This is a genomic window from Roseibium sp. SCP14 (assembly GCF_040329475.1).
GTDB lineage: Bacteria > Pseudomonadota > Alphaproteobacteria > Rhizobiales > Stappiaceae > Roseibium.
The window spans coordinates 400,154-424,785 of record NZ_JBDZYH010000003.1; the positions used below are offsets into that span (position 1 = coordinate 400,154).

The 24,632-nt window shown below is 54.6% G+C and carries 19 protein-coding genes; 13 read left to right on the plus strand and 6 right to left on the minus strand.

What is annotated here, in order from left to right; translation table 11 throughout:
• Positions 1–15: 15 nt before the first annotated feature.
• From pyrH to lpxB, 12 genes are all read left to right on the plus strand, one after another.
• Complete coding sequence (gene pyrH / locus ABLQ08_RS14470) at positions 16–735, plus strand: UMP kinase (protein ID WP_352943501.1); 720 nt, start codon at positions 16–18, stop codon at positions 733–735.
• Between the two features lie 110 nt (positions 736–845).
• Positions 846–1,409: a ribosome recycling factor gene (gene frr, locus ABLQ08_RS14475; protein WP_352943503.1), complete on the plus strand. Its 564-nt coding sequence runs from the start codon at positions 846–848 to the stop codon at positions 1,407–1,409.
• Positions 1,410–1,440: 31 nt separating this feature from the next.
• Positions 1,441–2,208, plus strand: a complete 768-nt coding sequence (locus ABLQ08_RS14480) for an isoprenyl transferase (protein WP_352943505.1) — start codon at positions 1,441–1,443, stop codon at positions 2,206–2,208.
• Positions 2,209–2,223: 15 nt separating this feature from the next.
• Positions 2,224–3,066: a phosphatidate cytidylyltransferase gene (locus ABLQ08_RS14485; RefSeq protein WP_352943507.1), complete on the plus strand. Its 843-nt coding sequence runs from the start codon at positions 2,224–2,226 to the stop codon at positions 3,064–3,066.
• Between the two features lie 15 nt (positions 3,067–3,081).
• Positions 3,082–4,287 (plus strand): 1-deoxy-D-xylulose-5-phosphate reductoisomerase, encoded by a 1,206-nt coding sequence (locus ABLQ08_RS14490; RefSeq protein ID WP_352943508.1) that lies wholly within the window; start codon positions 3,082–3,084, stop codon positions 4,285–4,287.
• A gap of 109 nt (positions 4,288–4,396) precedes the next feature.
• Positions 4,397–5,539, plus strand: coding sequence for an RIP metalloprotease RseP (gene rseP / locus ABLQ08_RS14495; protein WP_352943510.1), 1,143 nt, complete (start codon positions 4,397–4,399; stop codon positions 5,537–5,539).
• Positions 5,540–5,801: 262 nt separating this feature from the next.
• On the plus strand, positions 5,802–8,084 hold the full coding sequence (gene bamA / locus ABLQ08_RS14500) for an outer membrane protein assembly factor BamA (protein ID WP_417714916.1): 2,283 nt from the start codon (positions 5,802–5,804) through the stop codon (positions 8,082–8,084).
• Positions 8,085–8,163: 79 nt separating this feature from the next.
• Positions 8,164–9,201: a UDP-3-O-(3-hydroxymyristoyl)glucosamine N-acyltransferase gene (lpxD, locus tag ABLQ08_RS14505; RefSeq protein ID WP_352943512.1), complete on the plus strand. Its 1,038-nt coding sequence runs from the start codon at positions 8,164–8,166 to the stop codon at positions 9,199–9,201.
• Positions 9,202–9,251: 50 nt separating this feature from the next.
• Positions 9,252–9,716 carry a 3-hydroxyacyl-ACP dehydratase FabZ gene (fabZ, locus tag ABLQ08_RS14510; protein ID WP_352943514.1) on the plus strand — a complete coding sequence of 155 codons (465 nt, stop codon included), beginning with the start codon at positions 9,252–9,254 and terminating at the stop codon, positions 9,714–9,716.
• Between the two features lie 6 nt (positions 9,717–9,722).
• Positions 9,723–10,520, plus strand: a complete 798-nt coding sequence (gene lpxA / locus ABLQ08_RS14515) for an acyl-ACP--UDP-N-acetylglucosamine O-acyltransferase (protein WP_352943516.1) — start codon at positions 9,723–9,725, stop codon at positions 10,518–10,520.
• 4 nt (positions 10,521–10,524) lie between these two features.
• Complete coding sequence (locus tag ABLQ08_RS14520; protein ID WP_352943518.1) at positions 10,525–11,409, plus strand: LpxI family protein; 885 nt, start codon at positions 10,525–10,527, stop codon at positions 11,407–11,409.
• Complete coding sequence (lpxB, locus tag ABLQ08_RS14525) at positions 11,406–12,593, plus strand: lipid-A-disaccharide synthase (protein ID WP_352943520.1); 1,188 nt, start codon at positions 11,406–11,408, stop codon at positions 12,591–12,593. Before ABLQ08_RS14520 ends, lpxB begins: the two co-directional genes overlap by 4 nt.
• Positions 12,594–12,751: 158 nt before the next feature.
• Here lpxB and ABLQ08_RS14530 read toward each other — a convergent pair whose 3' ends face one another.
• From ABLQ08_RS14530 to gltX, 3 genes are all read right to left on the minus strand, one after another.
• The gene (locus tag ABLQ08_RS14530; protein ID WP_352943521.1) at positions 12,752–15,178 is read right to left on the minus strand and encodes a methyl-accepting chemotaxis protein; all 2,427 of its coding nucleotides are present in this window, start codon (positions 15,176–15,178) and stop codon (positions 12,752–12,754) included.
• Between the two features lie 432 nt (positions 15,179–15,610).
• The gene (gene gltA, locus ABLQ08_RS14535; RefSeq protein ID WP_352943523.1) at positions 15,611–16,903 is read right to left on the minus strand and encodes a citrate synthase; all 1,293 of its coding nucleotides are present in this window, start codon (positions 16,901–16,903) and stop codon (positions 15,611–15,613) included.
• A gap of 230 nt (positions 16,904–17,133) precedes the next feature.
• On the minus strand, positions 17,134–18,558 hold the full coding sequence (gene gltX / locus ABLQ08_RS14540) for a glutamate--tRNA ligase (protein WP_352943525.1): 1,425 nt from the start codon (positions 18,556–18,558) through the stop codon (positions 17,134–17,136).
• 306 nt (positions 18,559–18,864) lie between these two features.
• Here gltX and ABLQ08_RS14545 point away from each other — a divergent pair, with 306 nt between their 5' ends.
• On the plus strand, positions 18,865–21,084 hold the full coding sequence (locus ABLQ08_RS14545) for a ComEC/Rec2 family competence protein (RefSeq protein WP_352943526.1): 2,220 nt from the start codon (positions 18,865–18,867) through the stop codon (positions 21,082–21,084).
• Positions 21,085–21,166: 82 nt separating this feature from the next.
• On the opposite strand, the gene lexA is transcribed toward ABLQ08_RS14545, so the two are convergent.
• The 3 genes from lexA to ABLQ08_RS14560 form a co-directional block, all read right to left on the minus strand.
• The gene (lexA, locus tag ABLQ08_RS14550; protein ID WP_352943527.1) at positions 21,167–21,877 is read right to left on the minus strand and encodes a transcriptional repressor LexA; all 711 of its coding nucleotides are present in this window, start codon (positions 21,875–21,877) and stop codon (positions 21,167–21,169) included.
• Positions 21,878–22,026: 149 nt separating this feature from the next.
• The gene (locus tag ABLQ08_RS14555; protein WP_352943529.1) at positions 22,027–22,908 is read right to left on the minus strand and encodes a hypothetical protein; all 882 of its coding nucleotides are present in this window, start codon (positions 22,906–22,908) and stop codon (positions 22,027–22,029) included.
• Positions 22,905–24,482 carry an acyl-CoA synthetase gene (locus ABLQ08_RS14560; protein ID WP_352943530.1) on the minus strand — a complete coding sequence of 526 codons (1,578 nt, stop codon included), beginning with the start codon at positions 24,480–24,482 and terminating at the stop codon, positions 22,905–22,907. The genes ABLQ08_RS14555 and ABLQ08_RS14560 overlap by 4 nt, the downstream gene beginning before the upstream one ends.
• Positions 24,483–24,632: the final 150 nt, after the last annotated feature.

Consider the following 24,632-nt stretch of genomic DNA (forward strand, 5'->3'; position numbering starts at 1 on the left):
AACAAGGGTGCACCCATGACGAATTCTTTGCGTTGGAAACGAGTTCTTCTGAAACTTTCCGGCGAGGCCCTTATGGGCTCACAGGCCTTCGGGATCGATCCGGCCATAGTGCAAAGAATCGCCAAGGAGATTGCTGACGCTGTTGCACTCGGTGCCCAGGTCGGTGTCGTGGTCGGCGGCGGTAACATCTTCCGCGGTGTGGCCGTTGCAGCCAAGGGCGGCAACCGGGTGACCGGTGACCACATGGGTATGCTGGCAACCATCATGAACAGCCTGACCCTTGCCGATGCCTTGCGCCGCCTCAAGGTGAATGCGCGTGTTCTGTCCGCCGTTGCGGTGCCTTCGATTTGCGAAACCTTCTCGCAACGTGTAGCCGACCGCTACATGGAAGATGGTGATGTCATTGTGTTTGCCGGCGGAACAGGCAATCCGTTCTTCACAACCGACAGTGGCGCAGCATTGCGTGCTGCGGAAATGAAATGCGATGCGTTTTTGAAGGGCACTCAGGTGGACGGTGTCTATTCGGAGGATCCGAAGGTCAATCCGGACGCCGAACGCTACGAGACGCTCGGCTATGAAGAAGTCATCAAACGAAACCTCAAGGTCATGGATACGACAGCGATCGCGCTGGCACGCGACAATTCCATTCCTGTTATCGTATTCTCGATTCACTCTCCGGGAGCTCTGGTGAGCGTGTTGCAGGAAACAGGCACCTATACAGTCGTGGGTGACTGAAAGTTTTAAGCCGGATCTCCCTTCAAGCTCTTGTGTTTCAGCACGTTTATGCCATGTTGGCGCGCGCCGAGACTCTAATTGGCGAAGCAAAGAACAATAGTGAGGACAAAATGTCGGTTGAAGGTGTCGATCTTGATGACTTGAAGCGCCGTATGCAAGGGGCTCTTTCTGTTCTGAAGACCGAATTCGCCGGCCTGCGCACTGGCCGTGCCTCCGCTTCAATGATGGATCCTATTTCCGTTGATGCCTATGGTCAGGCCATGCCGATCAATCAGGTTGCAACCGTTTCCGTACCCGAGCCGCGCATGCTTGCTGTTCAGGTCTGGGACAAGGGAATGGTGGCCGCTGTCGAAAAGGCGATCCGCGAATCAAACCTCGGTCTCAATCCGGTTGTCGATGGCCAGCTTCTCCGGTTGCCAATTCCGGAACTCAACCAGGAGCGCCGTCAGGAACTGATTAAGGTCGCCCACAAATACGCCGAACAGGCCAAGGTTGCGATCCGTCACGTTCGTCGCGATGGCATGGACCATGTGAAAAAAGCCGAGAAAGACAGCGAAATTTCTCAGGATGACAGCCGCGTGGCCTCTGATGAAGTTCAGAAACTCACCGACCAGATGATTGGTGAGGTGGACAGCATGCTTGAGAAGAAAGAACAGGAAATTTCGCAAGTTTAAGCTGTCAATGCCATTGCGTTTGGGGGAGCCCATGAGCGTCAACCCGAGCCAGAACCTGCAAACGTCTGCCGGGAAAGGTTCCACTTCTAAATTGCCTCGTCATGTTGCTTTCATCATGGATGGCAACGGACGTTGGGCAACAGCTCGCGGTCTTGCGCGTACGGAAGGTCATCGAAAAGGGTTGGAAGCGTTGCGCCGAACGATCCGGCACGCGGGCCGGATCGGCATTGAAGTCGTAACGATATACAGTTTCTCCTCTGAAAACTGGAACCGTCCAAAGACGGAAGTTTCGTTTCTGATGGGGTTGCTCCGGCGATTCGTTCAACGCGACTTAAGTGAGCTTCACGAAGCAAACGTTCGTATCCGTATCATCGGCGGCCGGAGTGATCTGGAGCCCGGTATACTTGCGCTGCTTGCGGAAGCGGAAGATCTGACCAAAAACAATACGGGTCTGACCCTAGTCGTCGCGTTCAACTATGGAGCCCGGGCGGAGATGGCGAGGGCGGCTCAAAACCTGGCTCGGAAGGTTCTTGCCGGCGAATTGTCACCGGAAGCCATTTCTGAAGAGGCTATGTCCGGGGAATTGGACACAAGCGGACTGCCGGACCCGGATCTGATCATACGAACAAGCGGCGAAATGCGGCTGTCGAATTTCCTGCTCTGGCAGGCTGCCTACTCGGAATTCTATTTCTGCGACGAGCATTGGCCGGATTTCGACGAGGCTGCTTTTGACAAGGCAATCAGCTGTTTTGGAAATCGAGAGCGACGGTATGGTGGCCTTGACGCCAAGGCCATTTAACCTCCGGCTCCCATGATGGCAAACTCAGAAGAAACTCCGAAAAAACTCTCGGACCTTGGATTAAGACTGATTTCAGCAGTCATTCTTGGGCCGCTTGTCCTGTTTATCACTTATTGGGGTGGTTTCCCCTACAAGCTGCTTGTTTTGGTGGCGGCTATTCTATTCCTTTGGGAATGGTTCACGATTACCGGCACTCCGGAAAAATCGCCTACGGCTTCCGCAGGTTTTGTTTCACTGATCCTTCTCTCCGTACTTGAATATGCCGACATGCCGCTGAGCGGGCTCGGGATATTGGTTCTCGGCGCGATTGGCACATTTGCACTAGGTGGTTTTTCGAGAACCGGACGTTGGGCTGCCGAAGGTGTCCTTTATAGCGGGCTTGCCTTGTATGCCTTGCTTTCGGTGCGCGACGGAGCAGGGGGGCTGGTCTTCAGCTTCTTCTTGCTTATCGTTATCTGGGCAACGGATATCTTTGCCTACTTCACCGGACGGGCGCTCGGCGGACCGAAGCTTTGGAAGAAGGTTTCGCCCAAGAAAACGTGGTCCGGGGCCATTGGCGGGCTCGTCGTTTCATCCCTGCTTGGTGTTGGCATTGCGTATGTAGCGGGAGCCCAGAGCTTGTTCCCGTGGGCAATCCTCGCAGCAGCGTTGTCAATAGTGTCTCAAGCCGGCGACTTGCTGGAGTCTGCCATCAAACGCCGCTTCGACGTCAAGGACTCAAGCCGCCTGATACCCGGGCATGGTGGAATCATGGATCGCATCGATGGTCTGGTCGCCGCAGCCATCTTTGCCGTTATTATCGGATTGATCTCCGGTGGAACATTTACAGACCCGATTGCCGGTTTGGGTCTGGGCTAGGTTTGGAGAGTGCTCGTGACGGGCGGTGTAAGTGTTGAAAGTGATCGTGTACCAGTTCGGATCATTGTTCTAGGGGCCACAGGGTCAATCGGCCAGAGCCTGGCGGATCTGATAGAAAGAAATCCGGAAAAGTTTGATGTTGTTGCGCTGGTCGCCAACCAGAACGCAGCTGCACTGGCTGAAATGGCGCTCAGGTTGAATGCTTCTGCAGCCGTGCTCGCAAGCCCGGATAAGCACCGCGAACTTGAGGAGCGGCTTCACAGCAGCTCTATCAAGGTGTCATCTGGTGATGCGGCCGTCATGGAAGCCGTTGAACAAGAAGCTGATCTGGTTGTCGGGGCCATCGTCGGTGCTGCCGGTCTCAAACCAACCATGGCTGCGATCAAACCTGGGCGCAGGATCGCATTGGCGAACAAGGAGTGTCTTGTCTGTGCGGGCGATCTTTTCATGGAACGGATCCGTCAGACCGGGGCAGAACTCCTGCCAATGGACAGTGAGCACAACGCAATCTTCCAGGTGTTTGAAGCGGATCAGGCCCATCAGATCGAGAAGGTCATCTTGACGGCTTCTGGTGGACCATTCAGGACGTTCTCGGTTGAGGAAATGGAAAATGTGACGCCTCAACAGGCGTTGAAACATCCCAACTGGGAAATGGGGTCCCGCATCACCATAGACAGCGCCACGATGATGAATAAGGGATTTGAAGTCATCGAGGCTTCACATCTGTTCCCGGTCGAGCACCACCAGCTGGAAGTCCTTGTGCATCCTCAATCGACGATCCACGGATTGGTGCAGTACAAGGACGGATCCTTGCTGGCCCAAATGGGTAGTCCGGACATGAGGACACCCATCGCGCACTGTCTGTCGTTTCCCGAGCGCATGGAAGTGCCCGTCAAGAGGTTGAATCTTGCCGAACTAGGCACATTGACCTTTGAAGCACCGGATTTGAAACGCTTTCCGGCATTGCGTTTAGCCCTGGAGGCGATGAAGTCGGGCGATCGGGCGTCAGCAGCGCTGAATGCTGCGGACGAAGTCGCGGTTGAGGCGTTTCTGCGCGGTCGCATCGGATTTCTGGATATTTCCGCTGCAATAGAAGCGGTGTTGGAAAACTTGACGTCGTCTGGTTCGCTGAGTTCATTTACAGACGTCGAGGAAGTTCTTGATCTGGATTCAGAAGCGCGTCGAAAAGCGTCTGAATGGATCAATTCGCGGTGTGCATAGTGTTGATGCGGCAGGAAAATTCCTCTCGGACCATTAACACGCCGTAATTTTCTTTTTAATAGAGTGTTACGTACGAAACCTACCAAGCTTGTGTTGGAACGGACCCTTCATGGATTTCTTCATTTCTGCGTACTCCCTAGTCGTGGGCACAATTATCCCGTTTCTGTTTATCTTGACGGTCGTCGTGTTTTTTCACGAGTTAGGACACTTCGCAGTTGCACGTTGGTGCAACATCAAAGTTGATGCGTTTTCCGTTGGTTTTGGGCGGGAGTTGTTTGGCTTTACAGACAGGAAGGGAACGCGTTGGAAACTATGCCTGATCCCTCTTGGTGGCTATGTGAAATTTGCCGGCGACGAGAACGCAGCCAGCGTTCCGAGCCGCGAGATGATTGCCAATATGAGCGACGAAGAGCGGAAAACCGCGTTTGTTGCCAAACCCGTCTGGCAACGCGCGGCTGTCGTCGCCGCCGGTCCGATTGCCAATTTCATTTTGGCGATCGTCATTTTTACTGCGTTGTTCGTATCCGCAGGCAAGCAGGGTGTCCTTCCGGTTATCGAAGAAGTTTTCGCGAACGGTGCTGCCGCCCAGGGCGGACTTCAGGCCGGTGACGTCGTCAAGGAAATAGACGGGCGCAACATTCAGACCTTTGGCGATATGCGTCAAGTTGTACTGATGAATGCGAATGTCCCACTTGTTTTCGAGGTCGACCGCGATGGCAAGCTTGTCCACCTGACTGTGACACCTTCGGCGAAACTCAAGGAAGTTTTCGCCGGGGAGCGACAGATGGCTGGTGACATAGGTGTTCGCGGAAGCGGTGATCCACAAAATTATGTGCGTATCAAATACAGCTTGTTTGGCGCCTTCGACGAAGGTGTCAAGGAAACCTATCGGATCATGGAGGGTACGGTCAGCTACGTCTGGGGCGTCATCACGCAGCGCCAGTCAGCCGATCAGTTAGGTGGTCCTATTCGCGTCGCGCAGGTCTCTGGCAAGGTTGCTGAACATGGGTTCTTGCCTCTTATTTCGCTAACCGCGGTCCTTTCTGTAAGCATCGGCCTTATTAACCTTGCACCCGTGCCGATCCTTGATGGTGGTCACCTGGTTTTCTATTTCTTCGAAGCTCTGAGAGGAAAGCCTCTTAGCGAGCGGGTTCAGGATGTCGGATTCAGGATTGGTTTAGGCTTGGTACTTATGCTTATGGTGTTCGTTACCTGGAAGGATATTGTCAGACTGGTGAGTCCCAATTCCTGATTGCCGTGACATTGACGCAACGTCTTCAGACTAAATCGCTTTCAGCCCGGAACGGCGGTTGCGTTATCGGCAAAAACCTATAAAACGTTCGTCGGTTCCGAGAATCTGCTGGGGTGAGTGCAGGTTGTCGGGAGGGGTATTAAAACAAAGGCATAGCGCAATAATGCAGCGATTGCAGAAACTTACACGGGCCGTTTTTTTGGCGGTAGCCGTATTTTCGATTGGGTCGGCTTTGCCACAGGCCTTTGGGCCATTGTCCATAGTGACAGAGGCTGAAGCAGCGGTTGCCAGAAGCATCCAGGTCAATGGCAACACCCGTGTGGAAGACGAAACCGTCATCAGTTACATGACGATCGTTCCCGGGCGTTCCTACAGTGCGTTTGATGTCGATGAGTCCTTGAAGGCGCTTTATGCGACCGGATTGTTTGCCACGGTTGATATCACCCCGCGCGGCAACACGGTGGTCGTCACTGTTACCGAAAATCCGATCATTAATCGGGTTTCCTTTGAAGGTAACAAGAAGATCAAGGACAATGCGCTTGAAACGGCGGTGCGCTCACAGCCGCGTTCGATGCTGTCTCGCGCAAAGGTTCAGGCCGACGTTCAGAATATTCTGGAGGCCTACCGCCGGTCTGGCCGGTATGGGGCTTCTGTTGAGCCGCAGATCATTGATCGTGGTCAGAATCGCGTCGATCTCGTCTTTGAAATCAACGAGGGTGACAAGACTGGTGTTGAGCGTATCAGCTTCATCGGGAACAGTGCCTTCAGTGATGGACGTCTCCGCGACGTTATCCGTACGCGCGAAAGTGGCCTTCTGAGCTGGCTCCGCAGCACCGATACCTATGATCCGGATCGCCTTGCGGCCGATGAGGAACTGCTGCGCCAGTACTACAACAAGAAGGGCTATGCCGACTTCCGTATCGTGTCCGTCAGCGCGGATCTCGACCGTGAGCAGAACATTTTCTACGTCACGTTCACTGTGGATGAAGGCGAGAAATATGAAGTCGGTGATGTAGAAATCGTCTCCACCATCGATGAAGTCGATCCAGAAGAACTGCGCCGGTTGATCCGGACCCGCAGCGGTCAGACCTTCAACTCTCTCCGCGTCGAGCAGACGGTGGAAGATATTACCCTGCGTGTCTCTGAAGAAGGCTATGCCTTTGCCCGAGTGCGTCCGCGTGGTGCTCGTGACTACGAGAACAACACGATTTCTCTGATCTACTACATTGAAGAAGGCCCGCGGGCCTACATCGAGCGTATCAATGTCATCGGCAACGATCGTACGCGTGAGTACGTTATTCGCCGGGAGTTTGATATTGCTGAAGGTGATGCCTTCAACCGTGCTCTGGTTGATAAGGCTGAGCGCCGTCTACGCAATCTCGGGTTCTTCGAGAAAGTGTCCATCACGACCCAGCAGGGAAGTGCAGCTGACCGTGTTATCGTCAACGTTCGCGTTGAAGAAAAACCGACAGGTGAAATTTCCTTCGGTGTTGGCTATTCGACGGTTGACGGTGTGATCGGGGACATCTCACTGACGGAGAAAAACTTCCTTGGCCGCGGTCAGTTCGTAAAGATCGCCGTAGGCGGCGGTACGGACACGCAGTCTTATGAGTTCCGGTTTATCGAGCCGTTCTTCATGGGGCGCCGCGTTGCGCTTGACCTGGATGTTTACCGGAAGATCGACGATGCAAACGACTACCGGTCCTTCGATCAGAAGAAGACCGGCGGTGGATTTGGCTTCACGTTGCCGCTCCGGGAAGAAGAGCTGACACTGCGTCTGTTCTACAACATCTTCCAGGAAGACAACTCGGATCCGAACAACAAGTCCACAAACATCAACAACTGTAACACTGCAGATCTGTCACTTGCTGTGTGTGACTCTCTGGGTACCTACCTGACGTCCCTGGTCGGATACGAGCTGCGCTACAATACCCTGGACCGGAACATTGATCCGTCCGATGGCTTCTATGCGTCCTTTGGACAGGAGTTTGCAGGCGTCGGTGGCGACAGCTACTACATCAAGACCGAAGCTGAAGCTCGTGCCTACAAGGAAATCCTTGCTGACTACGGTCTGGTCGGAAGCCTTTCGATCCGTGGTGGCAACATCACGGCCATCGGTGACGAGCGTCTGCGTGTGTCCGAGCAGTTCATGCTTGGCGGCAACCTTGTTCGTGGTTTCGAAAACCAGGGTATTGGTCCCCGCGATGCGACGACCGACGATGCGATCGGTGGCCGGTTCTACTTTGCAGCGACCGCAGAAACCCGGTTCCCGTTCCCGATCCTGCCGAAAGAATTCGGTCTTAGCGGTGCGGTTTTTGCGGATGCCGGCTCTCTCTGGGATGCAGATAGCGATCTTGTAAGCCTGGTTGAGAACAACGGTGGCCGGATCGACTCGAACGATTTCGCCATCCGCGCGTCGCTTGGTGCAGGCATTCGCTGGAACTCACCATTCGGTCCGCTTCGCGCAGACTTCGCGTATCCGATTGCAAAGGAAGACTCGGATAAGACACAAGTCTTCCGGTTGAGTGGCGGTACCCGCTTCTAAACTGCGGTCATATGGGTTAGAAATCGGCCGCCGATCTATTCGGCGGCCGTTTTTGTTGGCTGGCAACAAGGATAAAATCATGTCCGAGCCAAATTTCTTTGGAATTCCTGCACCAGTCGCGCTTCGCGACATTGCTGCCTGGGCGGATGCCGAGATCGTTCGGGGCGACGAAGACCTGACAATCTTGGGGGTTGCGCCCCTCGAAGATGCAGGGCAGGGAACCTTGGTTTTTTTCGACAACACCGCCTACCTTGACAAGCTTGAGGAAACGACTGCGGCTGCTTGTCTGGTAGGCAAGCGGCACAAGGACAAGGTGCCGGATGGTGTTGCGGTTCTGGTTTGCTCAGATGCATATCGCTCCTGGGCGAAGGTTCTTGCGAAACTTTACCCAGACGCCATGGTTCCAAAGGATCCGACGTCGAACTTGGTGTCCGATCATGCCGTGGTTGATGCCACGGCGGTGCTCGAAGACAATGTTGGCGTTGAACCCGGAGCTGTCATTGGTGCTGAGGCGGAGATTGGTTCAGGGACCGTCATCCGCGCAAATGCTGTCATCGGCCGAGGCGTCAAGATCGGCCGGGATTGTGTCGTTGGCTCCAATTCCACGGTCCAGCACTCGGTGCTTGGAAACCGGGTCTATCTGCATCCTGGCGTCTGCTGCGGGCAAGACGGTTTCGGCTACTCCATGGGCCCACAAGGGCACTTGAAGGTTCCCCAGGTTGGTCGCGTCATCATTCAGGATGATGTCGAGGTTGGTGCGAACACAACCATAGACCGTGGGGCAAATCGCGATACGATCATTGGTGAAGGCACTAAGATCGATAACCAGGTTCAAATCGGGCACAACGTGGTCGTGGGACGGCATTGCGTGCTGGTGTCTCAAGTCGGCCTGTCCGGAAGCTGCACACTGGAAGATTTCGTCGCAATTGGCGGGCAAACGGGTGTTCGCGGACACGTGACCATCGGTATGGGCGCCCAGGTGGCGGCGGTGAGCGTTGTCAACGATGATCTACCTGCCGGAGGGCGCTACGGCGGTACGCCGGCCAAGCCGGTGAAACAGTGGTTCCGAGAGGTAGCTGCGCTCAGAAAGCTTGCAGAGCGCGGCGACGGATCGTAAACGAATAATCAAACAAAGAACTTTGCGGGTCATCCGCCAAGGGGCATTTCATGGAAGACGCAGAAAACAAGACACTTGCCAGCGCAGACATCATGAAAATCATGAAACTTCTGCCGCACCGCTACCCGTTTCTTCTGATCGACAAGATCATCGAAATGGACGGCGACAACAGCTGTATCGGCATCAAGAACGTCACCATCAACGAACCGCAGTTTACCGGCCACTTTCCGGAACGCCCGGTATTTCCTGGCGTTCTTCTTATTGAGGCGATGGCACAGACGGCTGGTGCACTATGCGTCCATGCGCGAGGAGATGACGCGCCGCCACAGCTGGTCTATTTCATGACCATCGACAAGGCCAAGTTCCGCAAGCCGGTCGAACCGGGTGACCAGGTACGTTTTCATGTCAAGAAAATCAAGCAACGTTCCAATATCTGGAAGTTTGATGCGGTGGCCATGGTCGAAGGGACCAAGGTTGCGGAAGCTGAAGTCAGCGCTATGTTGGTAGATGCGTGAGGATACATGACTGAAATTCATCCAACGGCCATAGTCGAAGACGGGGCTGTAGTAGGCGAAGGTGCACGCATTGGGCCCTATTCGATTGTTGGCCCGAACGTAAAACTCGCTGACGGCGTCGTTCTGGAAGCTCATGTGGCTGTTGCCGGACATACGAGTATTGGTCCGGGCACGCATATTTTTCCGTTCGCAAGCATCGGTCACAAGCCGCAGGACCTGAAGTTCGCCGGAGAAGTGTCGCATCTTGAAATTGGTGCCAACAACCAGATCCGCGAACATGTCACGATGAATCCCGGTACCGAAGGTGGTGGCGGCATTACCAGGGTCGGCGACAACTGCCTTTTCATGGTGGGATCTCATGTCGGGCATGACTGTATCGTTGGCAACCACGCTATCCTGGCGAACAACGCTACTCTTGCCGGACATGTGGAACTGGATGACTTTGTCATTCTCGGCGGGCTCAGCGCCGTTCGGCAATGGTCCAGGATTGGCACGGGTGCGATTGTCGGCGGTATGACTGGCGTTGAGTTTGACGTTATTCCATTCGGCTCGGTGATTGGTGACAGAGCTCGCCTGGCGGGCCTCAATCTCATTGGTTTGAAGCGCAAGGGTGTCCCACGAGAGCAGATTCATGCGCTCAGGGCGGCTTATAGAGCTCTGTTTGAGAGTGATGAAGGAACTCTTCGAAGCCGCGCTGAAGCTGTTGCCAAAGATGCCGCAGACCAGCCGCTGGTGAAGACCGTCACCGACTTTATCCTTGAAAAGGAAGACCGGCGTTTCTGTACGCCGCGCAGTGAAGACTAAAGTCATGCCCGTTTCGGCTCAGGCCCAGGAAAGGCGTATCGCGCTGATCGCCGGCAATGGCAGTCTGCCTTGCCAGATAGCCGATGCGCTTTCCCGTGCCGGCAGGGATTTTCGGATCGTGGCCATCAAGGGTGAGGCCGATGAGCGTACAAGAGCCCTGGCCAGCACAGAGCTCGGCTGGGGAGAGATCGGCCGACTTTACAAGTTTCTGAAGAAAACCGACTGTCAGGATGTTCTTCTCATAGGCGGTGTATCGAAGCGGCCTGACTTTACTTCAATACTTGGAGACTTCGGTACGCTCAAGCGACTTCCGACCATAATTCGCGCACTTGCTGGTGGTGACGATAGCTTGCTGACCAAAGTGATCCGCCTGTTCGAAGACGAGGGGTACCGTGTTGTGGGAATAAAGGATGTCGCACCGCAGCTCCTGGCGGCTAGTGGTGTGCTGGGAAAGATCCAGCCGAAAGACAACGACTGGCGTGATCTGGAGCTGGCACTGCAAGCAACGAGGAAACTGGGTGAGCTCGACATTGGGCAGGCGGCGATCGCAGTCGGCGGCCGGGTTGTGGCTCTTGAAGGGGCTGAAGGCACGGACGCCATGATAGAGCGCTGTGCCGAACTGAAAAGCATCGGACGCATTCGGGCAAAGGGTCGAACAGGCGTGCTCGTCAAAACAGCAAAGCCGGAGCAGGATTTGCGGGTTGATCTGCCCGCAGTTGGACCCAGAACTATTGAGCTTGCCCTTGCTGCCGGGTTGGCCGGAATTGCCGTAGAAGCGCATGGGGCGCTGATTGCCGAGAAAGAAGAAACTCTTCGACGTGCCGATAGTTCCGGATTGTTCGTCGTGGGCGTGGACAAATCCGCAGATGATGGAGCGCCAGAAGCATGACCGGAAAGGCTCCGACCATTTGTCTTGTTGCCGGTGAGGAATCCGGTGACCAGCTAGGTTCAGAGCTCATGAAGGCACTCAACGACCGGTTGGGGCAGGGCGTGCGCTATTGCGGTGTTGGTGGCGAGCGCATGACCTCGCTTGGCTTCACGAGTTTCTTCGACATCTCCGATGTATCCGTGATGGGCTTGAGCGCTGTTTTGGCGCGCCTGCCGCTTATCGTGAGGCGGGTCTACCAAACGGTAGATGACGTAATTGCTGCTGATCCGGATGTGCTTGTTATTATCGACAGCCCGGATTTCACCCACAGCGTTGCCAAACGCGTCCGCAAACGTGCGCCGCATATTCCGGTTGTCGGTTATGTATCCCCATCCGTTTGGGCTTGGCGGCCCGGACGAGCAAAGAAGATGAGCGTCTATGTCGATGAGTTGCTGGCGCTTCTTCCCTTTGAACCTGATATTCACAAGAGGTTGGGGGGGCCGCGTACTCACTATGTCGGACATCCGCTGAGCGAACACGTCGAAGATTTGCGTCCCGGTCGCGATGAACGGCTGCCTGTGAGTGTCGATGAAAAGGTGCTGCTGGTGTTGCCCGGCAGCCGGCGTAGTGAAATTGACCGCCTGCTTGAAGATTTCGGCGAAACTGTTGCCCTGGTCAAGCGCGACATGCCGGAAATTGATGTGGTGCTTCCAGCGGTAAACCACCTTGAGGCAAAAATCCGGCAGGGCACACAGAACTGGAAGGTGAAACCTCGAATTGTGACAGGGTTGGAGGCGAAAAAGGCTGCCTTCAGGAGCGCTCACGCCGCGCTCGCTGCATCCGGAACGGTATCGCTGGAATTGGCGCTGTCCGGCGTACCCATGGTCGTCGCCTACAAGGTTGACTGGTTCTTTCGCAGGATCAAGGATCTCAATAAGGTTTTCAAGTTTTCCAGCGTGGACTCCTTTGTGTTGCCGAACATCATCCTTGATACCAAAGCTATTCCGGAGTTTCTGGACGGAGAAGTGAGGCCTGAAGTGCTCGCCGGACTATTGAAAGGCTTGCTGAACGAAGGGCCGGAGCGACGAGCACAGCTGGACGAATTTACGCGTCTTGAGAGTGTTATGCGTTTGCCCGAAGGTTACAGTCAAAGCAGTGCTGCAGCAGACGTGGTGCTGAAAAGCTTGAAAGCTCGTCTCTCGTAGCTCGAGGTGCAACCTGCCGACGGTTCGGTTTCGTTGTTAGAACCTTCTTCGTACTTGGTTTTTGGTCAAATCCGACAAGGGAAAAATCCCGGCGCTGCAGCAGCCCCGGGATTATGGGATTTCAATCCGGTTTCCCGGAATTGGATTTTTCAGGTCGACTAAGCGTTCGCAACATTGTCCAGGAACTGGCTGACTTCATGGCTCAGCATGTCCGTCTTTTGCGACAATTCACCGGAGGCGCCAAGCACGAGGTTCGCGGATTGACTGGTTTGCGCAACAGCTTGCGACAGGTCGGACATGTTGTTCTTAACCGAACCGGTGCCTTCCGCTGCGCGCTGAACGTTTACAGAGATCTCGTTCGTTGCAGAACCCTGCTGCTCAACGGCCGCCGCGATGGTTGAGGTGTATTCGTTGACCTCTTCCATGGTTTCAGTGATTTCCTGAATAGCGGAAACCGCATCCTTGGTGGCGTCCTGGATTTCGGTAATCTGCGAGCCGATTTCTTCTGTCGCCTTGGACGTCTGCGTTGCGAGCTCCTTCACCTCGGCCGCGACGACTGCAAAACCCTTTCCGGCTTCACCGGCGCGGGCTGCCTCAATTGTGGCGTTGAGTGCGAGCAGGTTTGTCTGCTCCGCGATTGCCTGGATCAAGCTGACCACTTCACCGATTTTTGTGGCAGCGGTGGACAGGCTCATGACCTTTTCGTTCGTAACGCGAGTTCCTTCAGTCGCCCGATCAACAACCTGGGTCGTCTGATTGACCTGCCTGGAAATCTCGGCAATCGAAGCCGCAAGTTCTTCCGCAGCACTGGCTACTGTCTGAACGTTCTGTGTCGCTTCGTCGGTAACCGAGAAGGTGCTGTCCGCCAGACTGGAATTCTGACCTGCGATGTCGCTCAGGTCCTGTGCGGTACCATCCAGCGTGTGTGCCGTTTCGCCGACAGAACTCAGGACTTCGGACGCCTTTTCACGGAAGCCCGTAATCATCTCTTCGATACGAGCCTGACGCTCGGCCCGCAGATGTTGCTCCTGTTCGGTTTCCGATTGCAGGCGAATACGTTCGACCGCATTGTCCTTGAAGACCTGAATGGTGCGGCTCATGTCGCCGATTTCATCACCCCGTTCAACGCCATCAATGTCGACATTGGTGTTTCCGTCGGCCAGCTGAGACATGGTTTCAGTCGTACGGCGCAAGGGACGCGTGACAGCAAAGTTCAACGCAATAGCCATGCCGACACCTGCCAGAACTGCAGCGAGAAGCGCGAGGCTGATGACGCTGAGGGCGTTCGTGCTGGATGCCTGCGCAGCTGCACTTTGATCGGAGGAAATTGTCGAGATCTGAGCCTGAACTGTTTGAGACAGATCTTTCATGTTGGCGATCTGGCCTTCGAGCTGGAACTGGTTTGCGGCGAGTTCATCGAAGGTTGAGCCGAAGCTTCCGAGCGAAGCGACAACTTCCGGCACCTTTTCCAGGATCGCGGGGAAGTCTTTGGCACTCTTTTCCAGGCGACCTGCAAGCTTGGTCAGTCCGGACAACCCTTCCAGAACGGCTTGCTGGTTTGTCTCTGAAGGAGCAACCATGAAATAGAACGCAGCGGCCTTTACGGCCATTGCATCTGCTTCCAGCTGCATAACCGTTCCGGAGACGTTATCAGCCGCGTAGAAACGTTGTTTGATTTCGTCCGCCTGTTTGTAGACGTTGTCGATTGCCGTAGTTGCATCGGAGCTGATTTTTTTCGAGCTCGCAACCAACTCTTCAAATCCGGCTTTCGCCGAGTCCGTCAAGTCAAAGATCTGTATATAGTCCTTTGTGGTGGAAAGTTTTTCCAGCGTCTGCGCAATTTCATCTGTTTTTGCTGCCAGTTTCCGGACTGTTGCAGGATCGATACCTTCAAATGTGTTGGCCGCCATTTTTTTCGCCGAAGGCGCTAGGGCGTCGATCCGCTGTCTGATGTCGGCGATCTGCTTGGCATTGTTGGCCGCCGCACTGAATAGATTTTGAAGAGTTAGCGCCTCTTCCTGAAACTTTGCAGCTGCCTGTCCCACCTTGTTGGCGAGCACAAGCGTCTTCCGGGCGTTTGTGTCTTCAGCTCCGATGCCGTCTCTTGCGAGAAAGGCTTTGCCGAGGATATCGGAAGCAACAGTTTCCAGTTCCTGGACGGCGCTTTCAAGCTCAAGACGCTTTTCCGATTGGGCTTGAGTCAAATCCACGACGTTTTCAAAGGCGGAATGGAACTGAGATACCGCGGAGGCGGCTTCTGCTACCGGAATCTGTGCCTGTGGTTCGCCTTTCAGCTGGTCCTCGAGAACCTTCAGTTCGTTTGTGAGGCCGTCAATGTCGACAAGAGCAGCCTCCGCAGCCTGCAGGTCCTGAGAAGACAGAAAGTCTTCACGCTTGCTGGCAAGGTTTTGAAGCTGTGCGATCGTGGAGGTTGATTGCTTTGCGACTTCCATTCTTTCAGAAAGCGTCATCACGCTGTAGGCACCGACACCACCTACAATTCCGGTGAGCGCTACAACCGCAGCAAAGCTACCGCCAACTTTTACACCAAACTTCAGATCAGATGCGAATTTCAGGAACTTCATATCAACCCCTCGAAAGCCCCAGCGTGTATTACGCAGCTTATTTTCAATCAGGGTAAGCAGTGATTCCTTATTATTTGTAAAAGAGTTGGAGAAATTTGACAGGTTAGGAAAAATTCCATTTTGACCAGAATGAATACATGAATGTTCCTGCCTTTTTTAAATACAAAACTGGAAATATTATTTGTTTATGTGCTTCCTTTTGATTCTATTGCTTCTTTGTGCGAGTAAAGAAGTCAGAAGATTTTCAGTTAAAACCTCGACTTGCAGTCTTTGTTCCGCCAGATGTATGCGGGTAGAAATTTTGTTTCTGTTCAATCCAAGGTTTCCCCTAGGGAGCAGCAAAAAAAAAGATGCCGCCAGAAGTCTGACGGCATCTCAATTTTCACCAAGCTGAAGTTGAAGGACCTTTCAATGGGTCCAGCACCATCTGGCTTATCGGCGTTGATCAATCGGCACATAGTCGCGTTGTGTCGCACCGGTGTAGAGCTGGCGCGGACGACCGATGCGCTGAGACGGATCTTCCACCATTTCTTTCCACTGAGCAATCCAGCCAACGGTACGCGCAAGTGCGAACAGTACCGTGAACATGGTGGTCGGGAAACCAAGTGCGCGCAGGGTGATGCCGGAATAGAAGTCGATGTTCGGATACAGCTTCTTCTCAATGAAATAGTCATCATTGAGGGCGATTTTTTCCAGCTCCATCGCGACATCCAGAAGCGGATCGTCCTTGATGCCGAGTTCACCCAGCACTTCATGCGTCGTTTTCTGCATGATCCGTGCACGCGGGTCGTAGTTCTTGTAGACCCGGTGACCAAAGCCCATCAGGCGGAAAGGATCGTTCTTGTCTTTCGCGCGTGCAACAAACTCCGGAATGCGATCGACCGAGCCGATTTCGGACAACATGTTCAGCGCAGCTTCGTTTGCACCGCCGTGAGCGGGGCCCCACAGACAGGCAATACCTGCCGCAATACACGCGAACGGATTGGCGCCGGAAGACCCTGCCAGGCGAACTGTCGAAGTTGAAGCGTTCTGCTCGTGATCGGCATGCAGGATGAAGATGCGATCCATCGCGCGAGCAAGAACAGGGTTCACCTTGTACTCTTCGCACGGTACCGCAAAACACATGTGCAGGAAGTTGGCTGCATATCCAAGGTCATTGCGTGGATAAACAAATGGCTGGCCAACATGGTACTTATATGCCATTGCGGCCATTGTCGGCATTTTTGCGATCATGCGCAGAGAAGCGACCATCCGTTGATGCGGATCAGTAATGTCCGTGGAGTCGTGATAGAACGCCGACAGAGCACCAACGGTACCAACCATGATCGCCATCGGGTGAGCATCACGGCGGAAACCGGAATAGAAGCGGTTCATCTGCTCATGGATCATCGTGTGGTACGTCACACGCTGAACGAAGTCGTCCTTTTGCGGCTTGGTCGGAAGTTCACCGTAAAGAAGCAGATAGCAGGATTCGAGGAAGTCACCGTGGTCGGCAAGCTGTTCGATCGGGTAGCCGCGGTAAAGCAGTGTTCCTTCGTCACCATCGATGTAGGTGATTTTGGATTCGCAGGATGCGGTTGAGGTAAAGCCCGGGTCATACGTGAACATCCCGGAGTCCTTGTACAGGGACGAAATGTTCACAACTGACGGTCCGATGGACCCGTCAAGTACGTCGAAGTCGTGGTCGGTGCCACCGACGTTGAGCTTGGCGTTGTTGTCGGCCATACAGAAACCCCTTTGCGTTAACCTGGCGCGCCAGTCTGATGACCTGCCCGAATGAGAGGATCTCAACAAAGGCAACAGACGGCACTGGATAAATTTTCGGCTCTTGCCTAGCCCATTTACTGCAGTGCCGCAAGCTGGCCGGTATAACGCTTTGGTCAAAGGCCCGTATGACCATTGGTCAAAGCCACCCGATTGTCGTCAGGATCAAACGGGCGCTTTCATTGTTGTTCTCAGGCTTCCTGGTCTTTGATCCTTGCAAGTGATTCTTCACGGTCCAAGGCGATCAACACGTCGTAAATCCCCGGAGAGGTGCCACGACCGGTAAGGGCAGCGCGAAGAGGCTGAGCCACTTTGCCAAGCTTGAGTTCTTTTTGTTCTGCGTAGGCTTTTACGGCTGTTTCCAGCGGTTCTGCGGCCCAGTCAGAGGTATTGGACAAGACAATATGAAGATCCTTCAAAATGGACCTTGCCTCATCCGTAAGAATCTTTTGAGCCTTCTCATCTGTATCAAGGGGGCGTTGGCGCCAGAGATAGGAGGCGCTTTCGGTCAGTTCGACGAGAGTTTTGGCGCGCTCTTTCAGCCCCGGCAAAGCCATGAGCGCTGTCTGCTCGTTGCCTGCGTCTGATAGCCACGCCAGAACCTCTTCGCCGTTTTCCACATGGCTGAGATAGACTTTCCAGTGTTTTAAAAGTTCCGCATCGTCCGTTGCGCGCATGTAATGGCCGTTCAGGTTTTCCAGCTTCTTGAAGTCGAATCTGGCAGCTGACTGACCGACGGCATCCATGCCGAACCATTTGATCATGTCCTCAAGCGACATGATTTCCTCGTCGCCATGGCTCCAACCGAGACGCGCCAGGTAGTTGCGCATCGCTTGCGGCAGGTAGCCCATTTCACGATAGGCTTCAGCACCGGTGGCTCCGTGACGCTTTGAAAGCTTCGCGCCGTCCGGACCGTGAATAAGAGGAATATGCGCCATCGCAGGCACTTCCCAGTCGAGGGACTGGAAAATAAGCGTCTGCCGGGCTGCATTGGTCAGGTGGTCGACACCGCGAATGATGTGAGTGATGCCCATGTCATGGTCGTCAACAACCACGGCCAGCATGTAAGTTGGTGTGCCGTCGGAGCGCATCAGAACAAAGTCGTCCAGGTCCTTGTTCGGAATGACAACGCGCCCCTGAACCATGTCATCGACAACGGTTTCACCTTCATTGGGAGCCTTCAGTCGGATGACCGGAGAAACACCTTCCGGCGCTTCGGACGGATCACGGTCCCTCCAGGTGCCGTCGTAACGCGGCGGACGGCCTTCAGCCCGCGCTTTTTCGCGCATGGCGTCGACTTCTTCCGGCGAACAGTAGCACCGATAAGCCGAGCCATCCGCAAGCATTTGCTCAACGGCTTCTTTGTGCCGATCGACGCGTGAGAACTGGGAAATAGGATCACCTTCCCAATCGAGGCCAAGCCATGTCAAACCGTCCAGCAGGGCATCCACGGCTTCCTGGGTTGAGCGCGCGCGATCGGTGTCTTCAATACGCAGCAGCATTTTCCCGTCATGGTGCTTGGCAAAGAGCCAGTTGAAGAGGGCTGTACGGGCGCCGCCAATATGCAGGAAACCGGTCGGAGATGGCGCGAAGCGCGTGACGATTTTTTGTGCCATGGTACTTTCTGAAAGTCTCTGTCAGAATATCTGCGCTGATTGCGCTTTTAGGTGGCGCCGGTATTAGCACAGGCTTTGTTCCGGCAAAATAGGGCCTTCACGGTTTCTTCCATCAAGGAGGCCAGCAAGCGACAGGTGGTGTACGGGGCTCAAATACCTTCCAAAGATAAAAGCCGACGCGACGCGGAGTCGACGCGGCGTACAGATCAGAAAATGCTTTTCTCTGATCGTAGTTCTGAAAGCTGGACCAGAACCCAAAACGGTGGTCGATTTGAGCCGTTTTTTTCTCAAAACCAGAAGAGCAGGTTGCGCAAGGCAAGAGGTGGCCTTTTCTGGGAGGAACAAGGTCTTCTTTGGATCGGTTTCGCATTCGCCGCCGGTATCGCCTGCTATCTGATCCTTCCCGGTGAGCCCCACTGGCTGTTGTTGGCGATGCTTTTCGCTTTGGCGTGTGGGGTGGCAGTCCGCTTTGGAGTTTCAGGAGCGCGCGGAAAGTTCGTTCTACTGGCGTTGGCTTGCCTGGGGGGCGTGGTGATCGGCTCGATGAGAACTGCATTTGTCGACGCTCCGAAGTTGGGCGAAGAGATGAACGTGAACCTCTCTGGTTATGCGCTTGAACGGAGGAGCAATGCGTCTGGTACCCGTCTTCTGGTGAAGGTATTGAATGTGGAAGGCCGATCTCGAGAGGCGCTCGGTTTTCCGAAACTTGTTCGTCTGCGTGTTCCTGCTGAGCCTCTCGTCAATGTCGGCGACAAGATCGAAGTGCGGGCCAGATTGTTTCCACCTGCTGGACCGGTTGCTCCAGGAGACTATGATTTTTCCTTTCGGGCTTTCTTTTCCCAGATAGGTGCAACTGGATTTAGCTTTGGTCCGCCGGTGGTGGTGCCTTACGACGAGACGCCTCTGGATGTACAATTGCGCTCGGTTTTGCAGGGTTTTCGGGACACCATTGGGGCGAAGATAAAGGCGGCACTTAGAGATACACCGGAAGCAAGTCTCGCTGTCGCGCTTCTTGTCGGTGATCGCAGTGGTATTGCCAAAGAACAGGAGGAGGATCTCAGAGCGGCAGGACTTGCTCATATCCTGGCGATATCCGGTTTGCATATGGCGCTGTTTGCTGGTGGGGCGTACGCGATTGTCCTGTTGATACTCGCAGTCATCCCGGCGCTGCCACTCCGCTGGCCGACACACAAATGGGCTGCCGTCGCTGCGTTGGTCGCAGCGTTTGTGTATTTGCTTCTTTCCGGTGCCTCCGTTGCGACGCAACGGTCTTTTCTCATGATCGGGCTGGTGTTTCTTGGTGTTCTTGTCGGCAGGAGGGGATTAACGCTGCGCAGTGTTGCAATCGCCGGACTGGCTTTGTTGCTTCTGGCACCCGAGCGCCTGTTTTTTCCTGGTTTTCAGATGTCTTTTGCTGCTGTCATCTGTTTGATCGCAGTTTATGAGATTTGGCGAAACCGAGAGCTTTCGATCGGTAGAGGAGTGCCGGCAGAAGCCGGTCCAATTTCTCTGTTGTTGCGAAATGCTTTTCGCTGGAGTGCAGGACTTGTCGTGACAGCGAGTGTTGCAGGTCTGGCAACCGGTATCATCGGGGCGCATCATTTCGGTCAGGTTGCGCCGTTTGGTGTCGTAGGAAACCTACTTGGAATGCCGGTGTTTTCTCTCGTGATCATGCCGCTTGGGGTGTTGGCGCTGGTGCTGATGCCGCTTGGTCTCGCATCGTTCCCGTTGACGGTCATGTCGATGGGCATCTCCTGGCTGTTGAAAATCGCCGAATTTACCGCGCAGCTGGATGCCGGTGCCGGCGCGGTTGGAAAGTTGAGCGCACCGGCGGCTCTGCTGTTTACCTCCTCCTTTTTTGCCGTTCTGCTCTTGCCTGGTCGTCAACGTATTTGGGCGATCATGCCGATGGTTGCCGGTGCGCTGCTTTTAATCTCGCAGCGACCGCCAGATATTCAAATTGCATCCTCCGGAGTTAGAGTGGCTGCACGAGATGAACAGGGGTTCCTTAGATGGACCGGAAGACGGCAGTCATTTGCCACCGATATCTGGTTCGCAAGCGAAGGTGTTGTCAGTTCAGCGATAAAATCGCGCAAGATGAAATCGCCTCAAGTAAGGTGTGATGCGAGTGGCTGCGTCGTACTGGCTTATCCCGCAAGTTCCGAGGGCGATTTAAACACGGCCCTGAACACACCCTTGAAAGTTGCGCTTCCAAGAACTGCAGATGCATTTCGTCTGGATTGCGAACATGCAGACATTGTCGTGTCCGACCTAATCATTCCTGAAACTTGCCGAACTGCGACCTCAATAGGCGGAGCGGTCCGCGAAGAGCGCGGTGCTGTATCCATTTGGTTGTCGAGGGAGAAAATGGCTTACGCAACGCAGACGGACCAACCTGAAGTCGACAGTCAATCAGGCGTGAAAATATCAAAGATCAAATTCGCAGTTTCTGCCAATCCGCGACCTTGGCACATGCCCGGTACCTTTACCCGCGAAAAACTCAAGCAGGTTCAAAGAGAAAACTAGCACACAAGTGTTGCTGCAAGGCGTGATCGCCCCGCGTCTCCGGAAGCCTGCCGTGCATGATGCCTGGCAGGCTCAGTCCTGATCAGTATTGCCGGAACAAGGCGACCAGCCGGCCCTGCACGCGAACGCGGCCTGGTCCAAAGATCCTGGTTTCGTAAGCTGGGTTCGCTGCTTCGAGAGCTATGGAGGCACCTTTCTTGCGCAAGCGCTTCAAAGTTGCTTCCTCATCATCCACGAGCGCAACGACAATGTCACCGCTATCGGCGCTGTCTGTCCGGCGGATCAGCACCGTGTCACCGTCCAGAATGCCGGCCTCGATCATGGAGTCGCCCCGCACTTCCAAGGCGTAATGTTCACCTTTGCCGAGTAGCTCCTGCGGAACGGTGATGGAGTGGCTGTGGGTCTGGATAGCCTCGATCGGCACACCTGCCGCAATTCGCCCCATGACCGGAATTTCCGCACCGGCTGTTTCAACAACCGGTGCCGGAGGAGGCGCCTCCTGCTTGCCCAGTGAGCCTTCGATCACTTCAGGTGAGAAGCTGCCTCGTGGACGCGGGGAGCTGAGGCCGGGAGCGATCGAGTCGGGCAGGCGGACAACTTCCATTGCGCGTGCGCGGTTCGGAAGGCGACGGATGAAGCCTCGTTCCTCGAGTGCCGTAATCAGGCGATGAATGCCGGACTTGGATCGAAGGTCCAAGGCATCTTTCATTTCGTCGAATGAAGGTGGGACACCTGTTTCCTTCAGTCTTTCATGAATGAACATGAGCAGTTCATACTGCTTGCGCGTGAGCATATCGGCTTCCCCTGACCGCGAGAATCAAGTGGTACAAATCAAGAACACACTACCTGTTCCTATTGTGTTCTGCAAGGGTAAATGTTCTCTTACTGTTCCTTTGGGCGTGGAAATCAGCGGCTCCGCTACCTGATTGCGAGCGTCGAATGCTAGCGTGAAGACACGGTAGTTTGAGAAGTCAGCAACAGTTCGCATGTCACCAAAGTTGGAGCGCCCCCGGGTTTGACCATGCCTTCATACAGCTGTCCGGTCAGGTCAACGCATCGTACGGGTAACATCAGTTTCTGGTCTTGTCTCCGACCGGCCCCGGACCTAATGAGGATTTCTGAAATCAGACCCGGCATCATCCGGCCATCGGTAAATTCCGCTCCGGCGAAGCTGCCAAGACCATGAACCTCGTAGGTCGGCCCGGAAAATCGATCTGCCAGAGCCGCTACGCCCTGGTGGAAGTCTTCAAAAGGGGCTAGCGTGGCGATGACCGCGTTGTGGTTTTGGTTTGATGGGTTGGGTTGATCCTGTTTCACGCGGAAAAGTGTGAACTCGGTTTCCGGATCAGGTTCCGACACGAAACGCGCTCCAGTCAGTCCAAATCCCTTCGACTGTGCCAATCCGTTCAAGACGAGTGTCTCGGGCAACAGATGCCCAAGCCTCGCCTTTCCGTCCTCATGCCAATAAGCGTGGATATGGGCAAACCAGGTTCCGTCCCGCCATCCCAGAATAGCAACAGCTTCCTCTAGGGTCGCTCCACCTGATGAATGAGTATCGCTGTACCAGGCGGCGTGGCGATCATCGATTGCCCTGTCCGGCATGACATAATCGAAGGAGCGCAAGTTCAGACCACTGAGATCAAGAACAGCCGAGCCATAACCTTCCCGATCTGCCCAGTTGCCCAAAGCCGCAAGCAACCACTGCCCATCCGATAACTCGAGACTTATGGGGTCGGCGTGGCAGGTGGCATGGGGGCGGCGGTCTTCAGCCAGGGGGCCGGGATGCCGGATGTCCGAGCGGTTTCGTGGAGCCGGTCGTCTCACAGGAGGCCTTTCTCTTCCAAGTGTTCCCTCACAATTTTCTTCGTGATCTTGCCATACGCGCTGGTCGGCATTTGCTCGATGAAGAGATAGCGGGCAGGCATCTTGTACTTGGCGACCTTTCCGGAGAGGAAGTCAGCAAGATGGGCGTCTTCCGGTGCTGTTCCCGTCTCTGCGACGCACACGGCGAGACCGACTTCACCCCATTTGCGATCCGGAATTCCAATGATCGCGACTTCGGAAATGTCGGGATGGGTCAGAAGAACCTCCTCGATTTCCTTCGGGTACACGTTGGAGCCTCCGGATATGTACATGTCGGATGCGCGCCCGGTGAGGTAGAGATATCGCTGTTCGTCCATGTGGCCGATATCTCCCGTACGGAACCAGCCATTGCGGAAGGATTTTACATTGGCACCATCATCTTCAAGGTAACCGGCGCAAACCGCGGGGCCCACTACGCAGACTTCTCCGGTTTCGTGCGGTCCAAGGATGTTTCCGGCCTCGTCCTGGATGCTGATCTCAATGCCCGTTCGTTCTGTGCCACAGGTTCCAACTCGGGTTTCAGTGTCTTCAAGCGAATGATCCTGTGTTCGCAGCACCGTGATGTTGCCGGTCACTTCACCCAATCCATAGTATTGAACCAGCACCTGTCCAAGCTTCTCCAGCGCGCGTTTCTGATCCTCGCGATACATAGGTGCACCTGCATAAATGACATGCCGCAGGCTGGAATGGTCGAAGTGGTCGATAGAGGTATCCTCGACAAGCCGTTTGACGATTGTCGGCACGGTGAACAAGTTGCTGACCTTGTGCCTTTCGATCAGTTCGAAGGCAGCCTTTGGGTCAAATCCGCCTTGCGGCATCAAAACATGAGCGGTGCCGCTGGAAAGTTGCGCAATGAGTTGCAAGCCGGCGCCGTGGGAGAGCGGAGCTATGACAAGGGAAGCATCTTGCTCTGTCGTGCCGGGAAGAAGATCGGCCATATAATTCACGGTGACAAAGCCGATCTGACCATGGGTAAGGACGACAGCCTTGGGTCGTCCAGTGGAACCCGATGTGAAGAACAGCCAGCACGGATCGTTGTAATTGACCGGGGTGTTGGCAAAGTTTGAGCCCGCAAACCTTGAAATCAGGTGTTCATAGGACGTTCCATAGGAGCTATCTCCTACAGTGATGATACCCTTCAGATCCGGCTGCGCTTCCTGAACTGCTTCTGCTTGCAGCTCGAATTCTGCGTCGCACAGGAACACTTTCGCCCTGGCTTTTTGAGCTGCATAGGCGGTTTCGCCTGGAGCCTGGCGGAAATTACAGGGAACCCATATGGCTCCCAACCGAAATGAGGCGAGCATGATCTCGGCCATCTGGTTGGAATTCTGAGCTTGAACTAGCAGTGAGTCGCCCTTGGATACTCCAAAGTCTGATTGAAGAGCGGAAGCAAGTGCACTGACACGCGCATCGAGATCAGCCCAGCTCCAGGTGTTGTTTTCCCAGATAATTGCCGGTCTCGACGGCCAACGCGTTGCGTTTTTCGTCAAGAAATGTGCCAGATTGGCGACACGGTTGGAACAGCGCTCCATCATTCGCCCGGGTCCTCCCTAAATTTTTAGTTGATGGGACGTTAGGACGGACCCGGCTGATTTGACAAGCAGGGTGTGGAGCACGTTCACTCCATATTTGATGCTGGCCGCGTGCAAAATGCACCTGGCTGCTCGACGTTTCTTGGGTGGGAA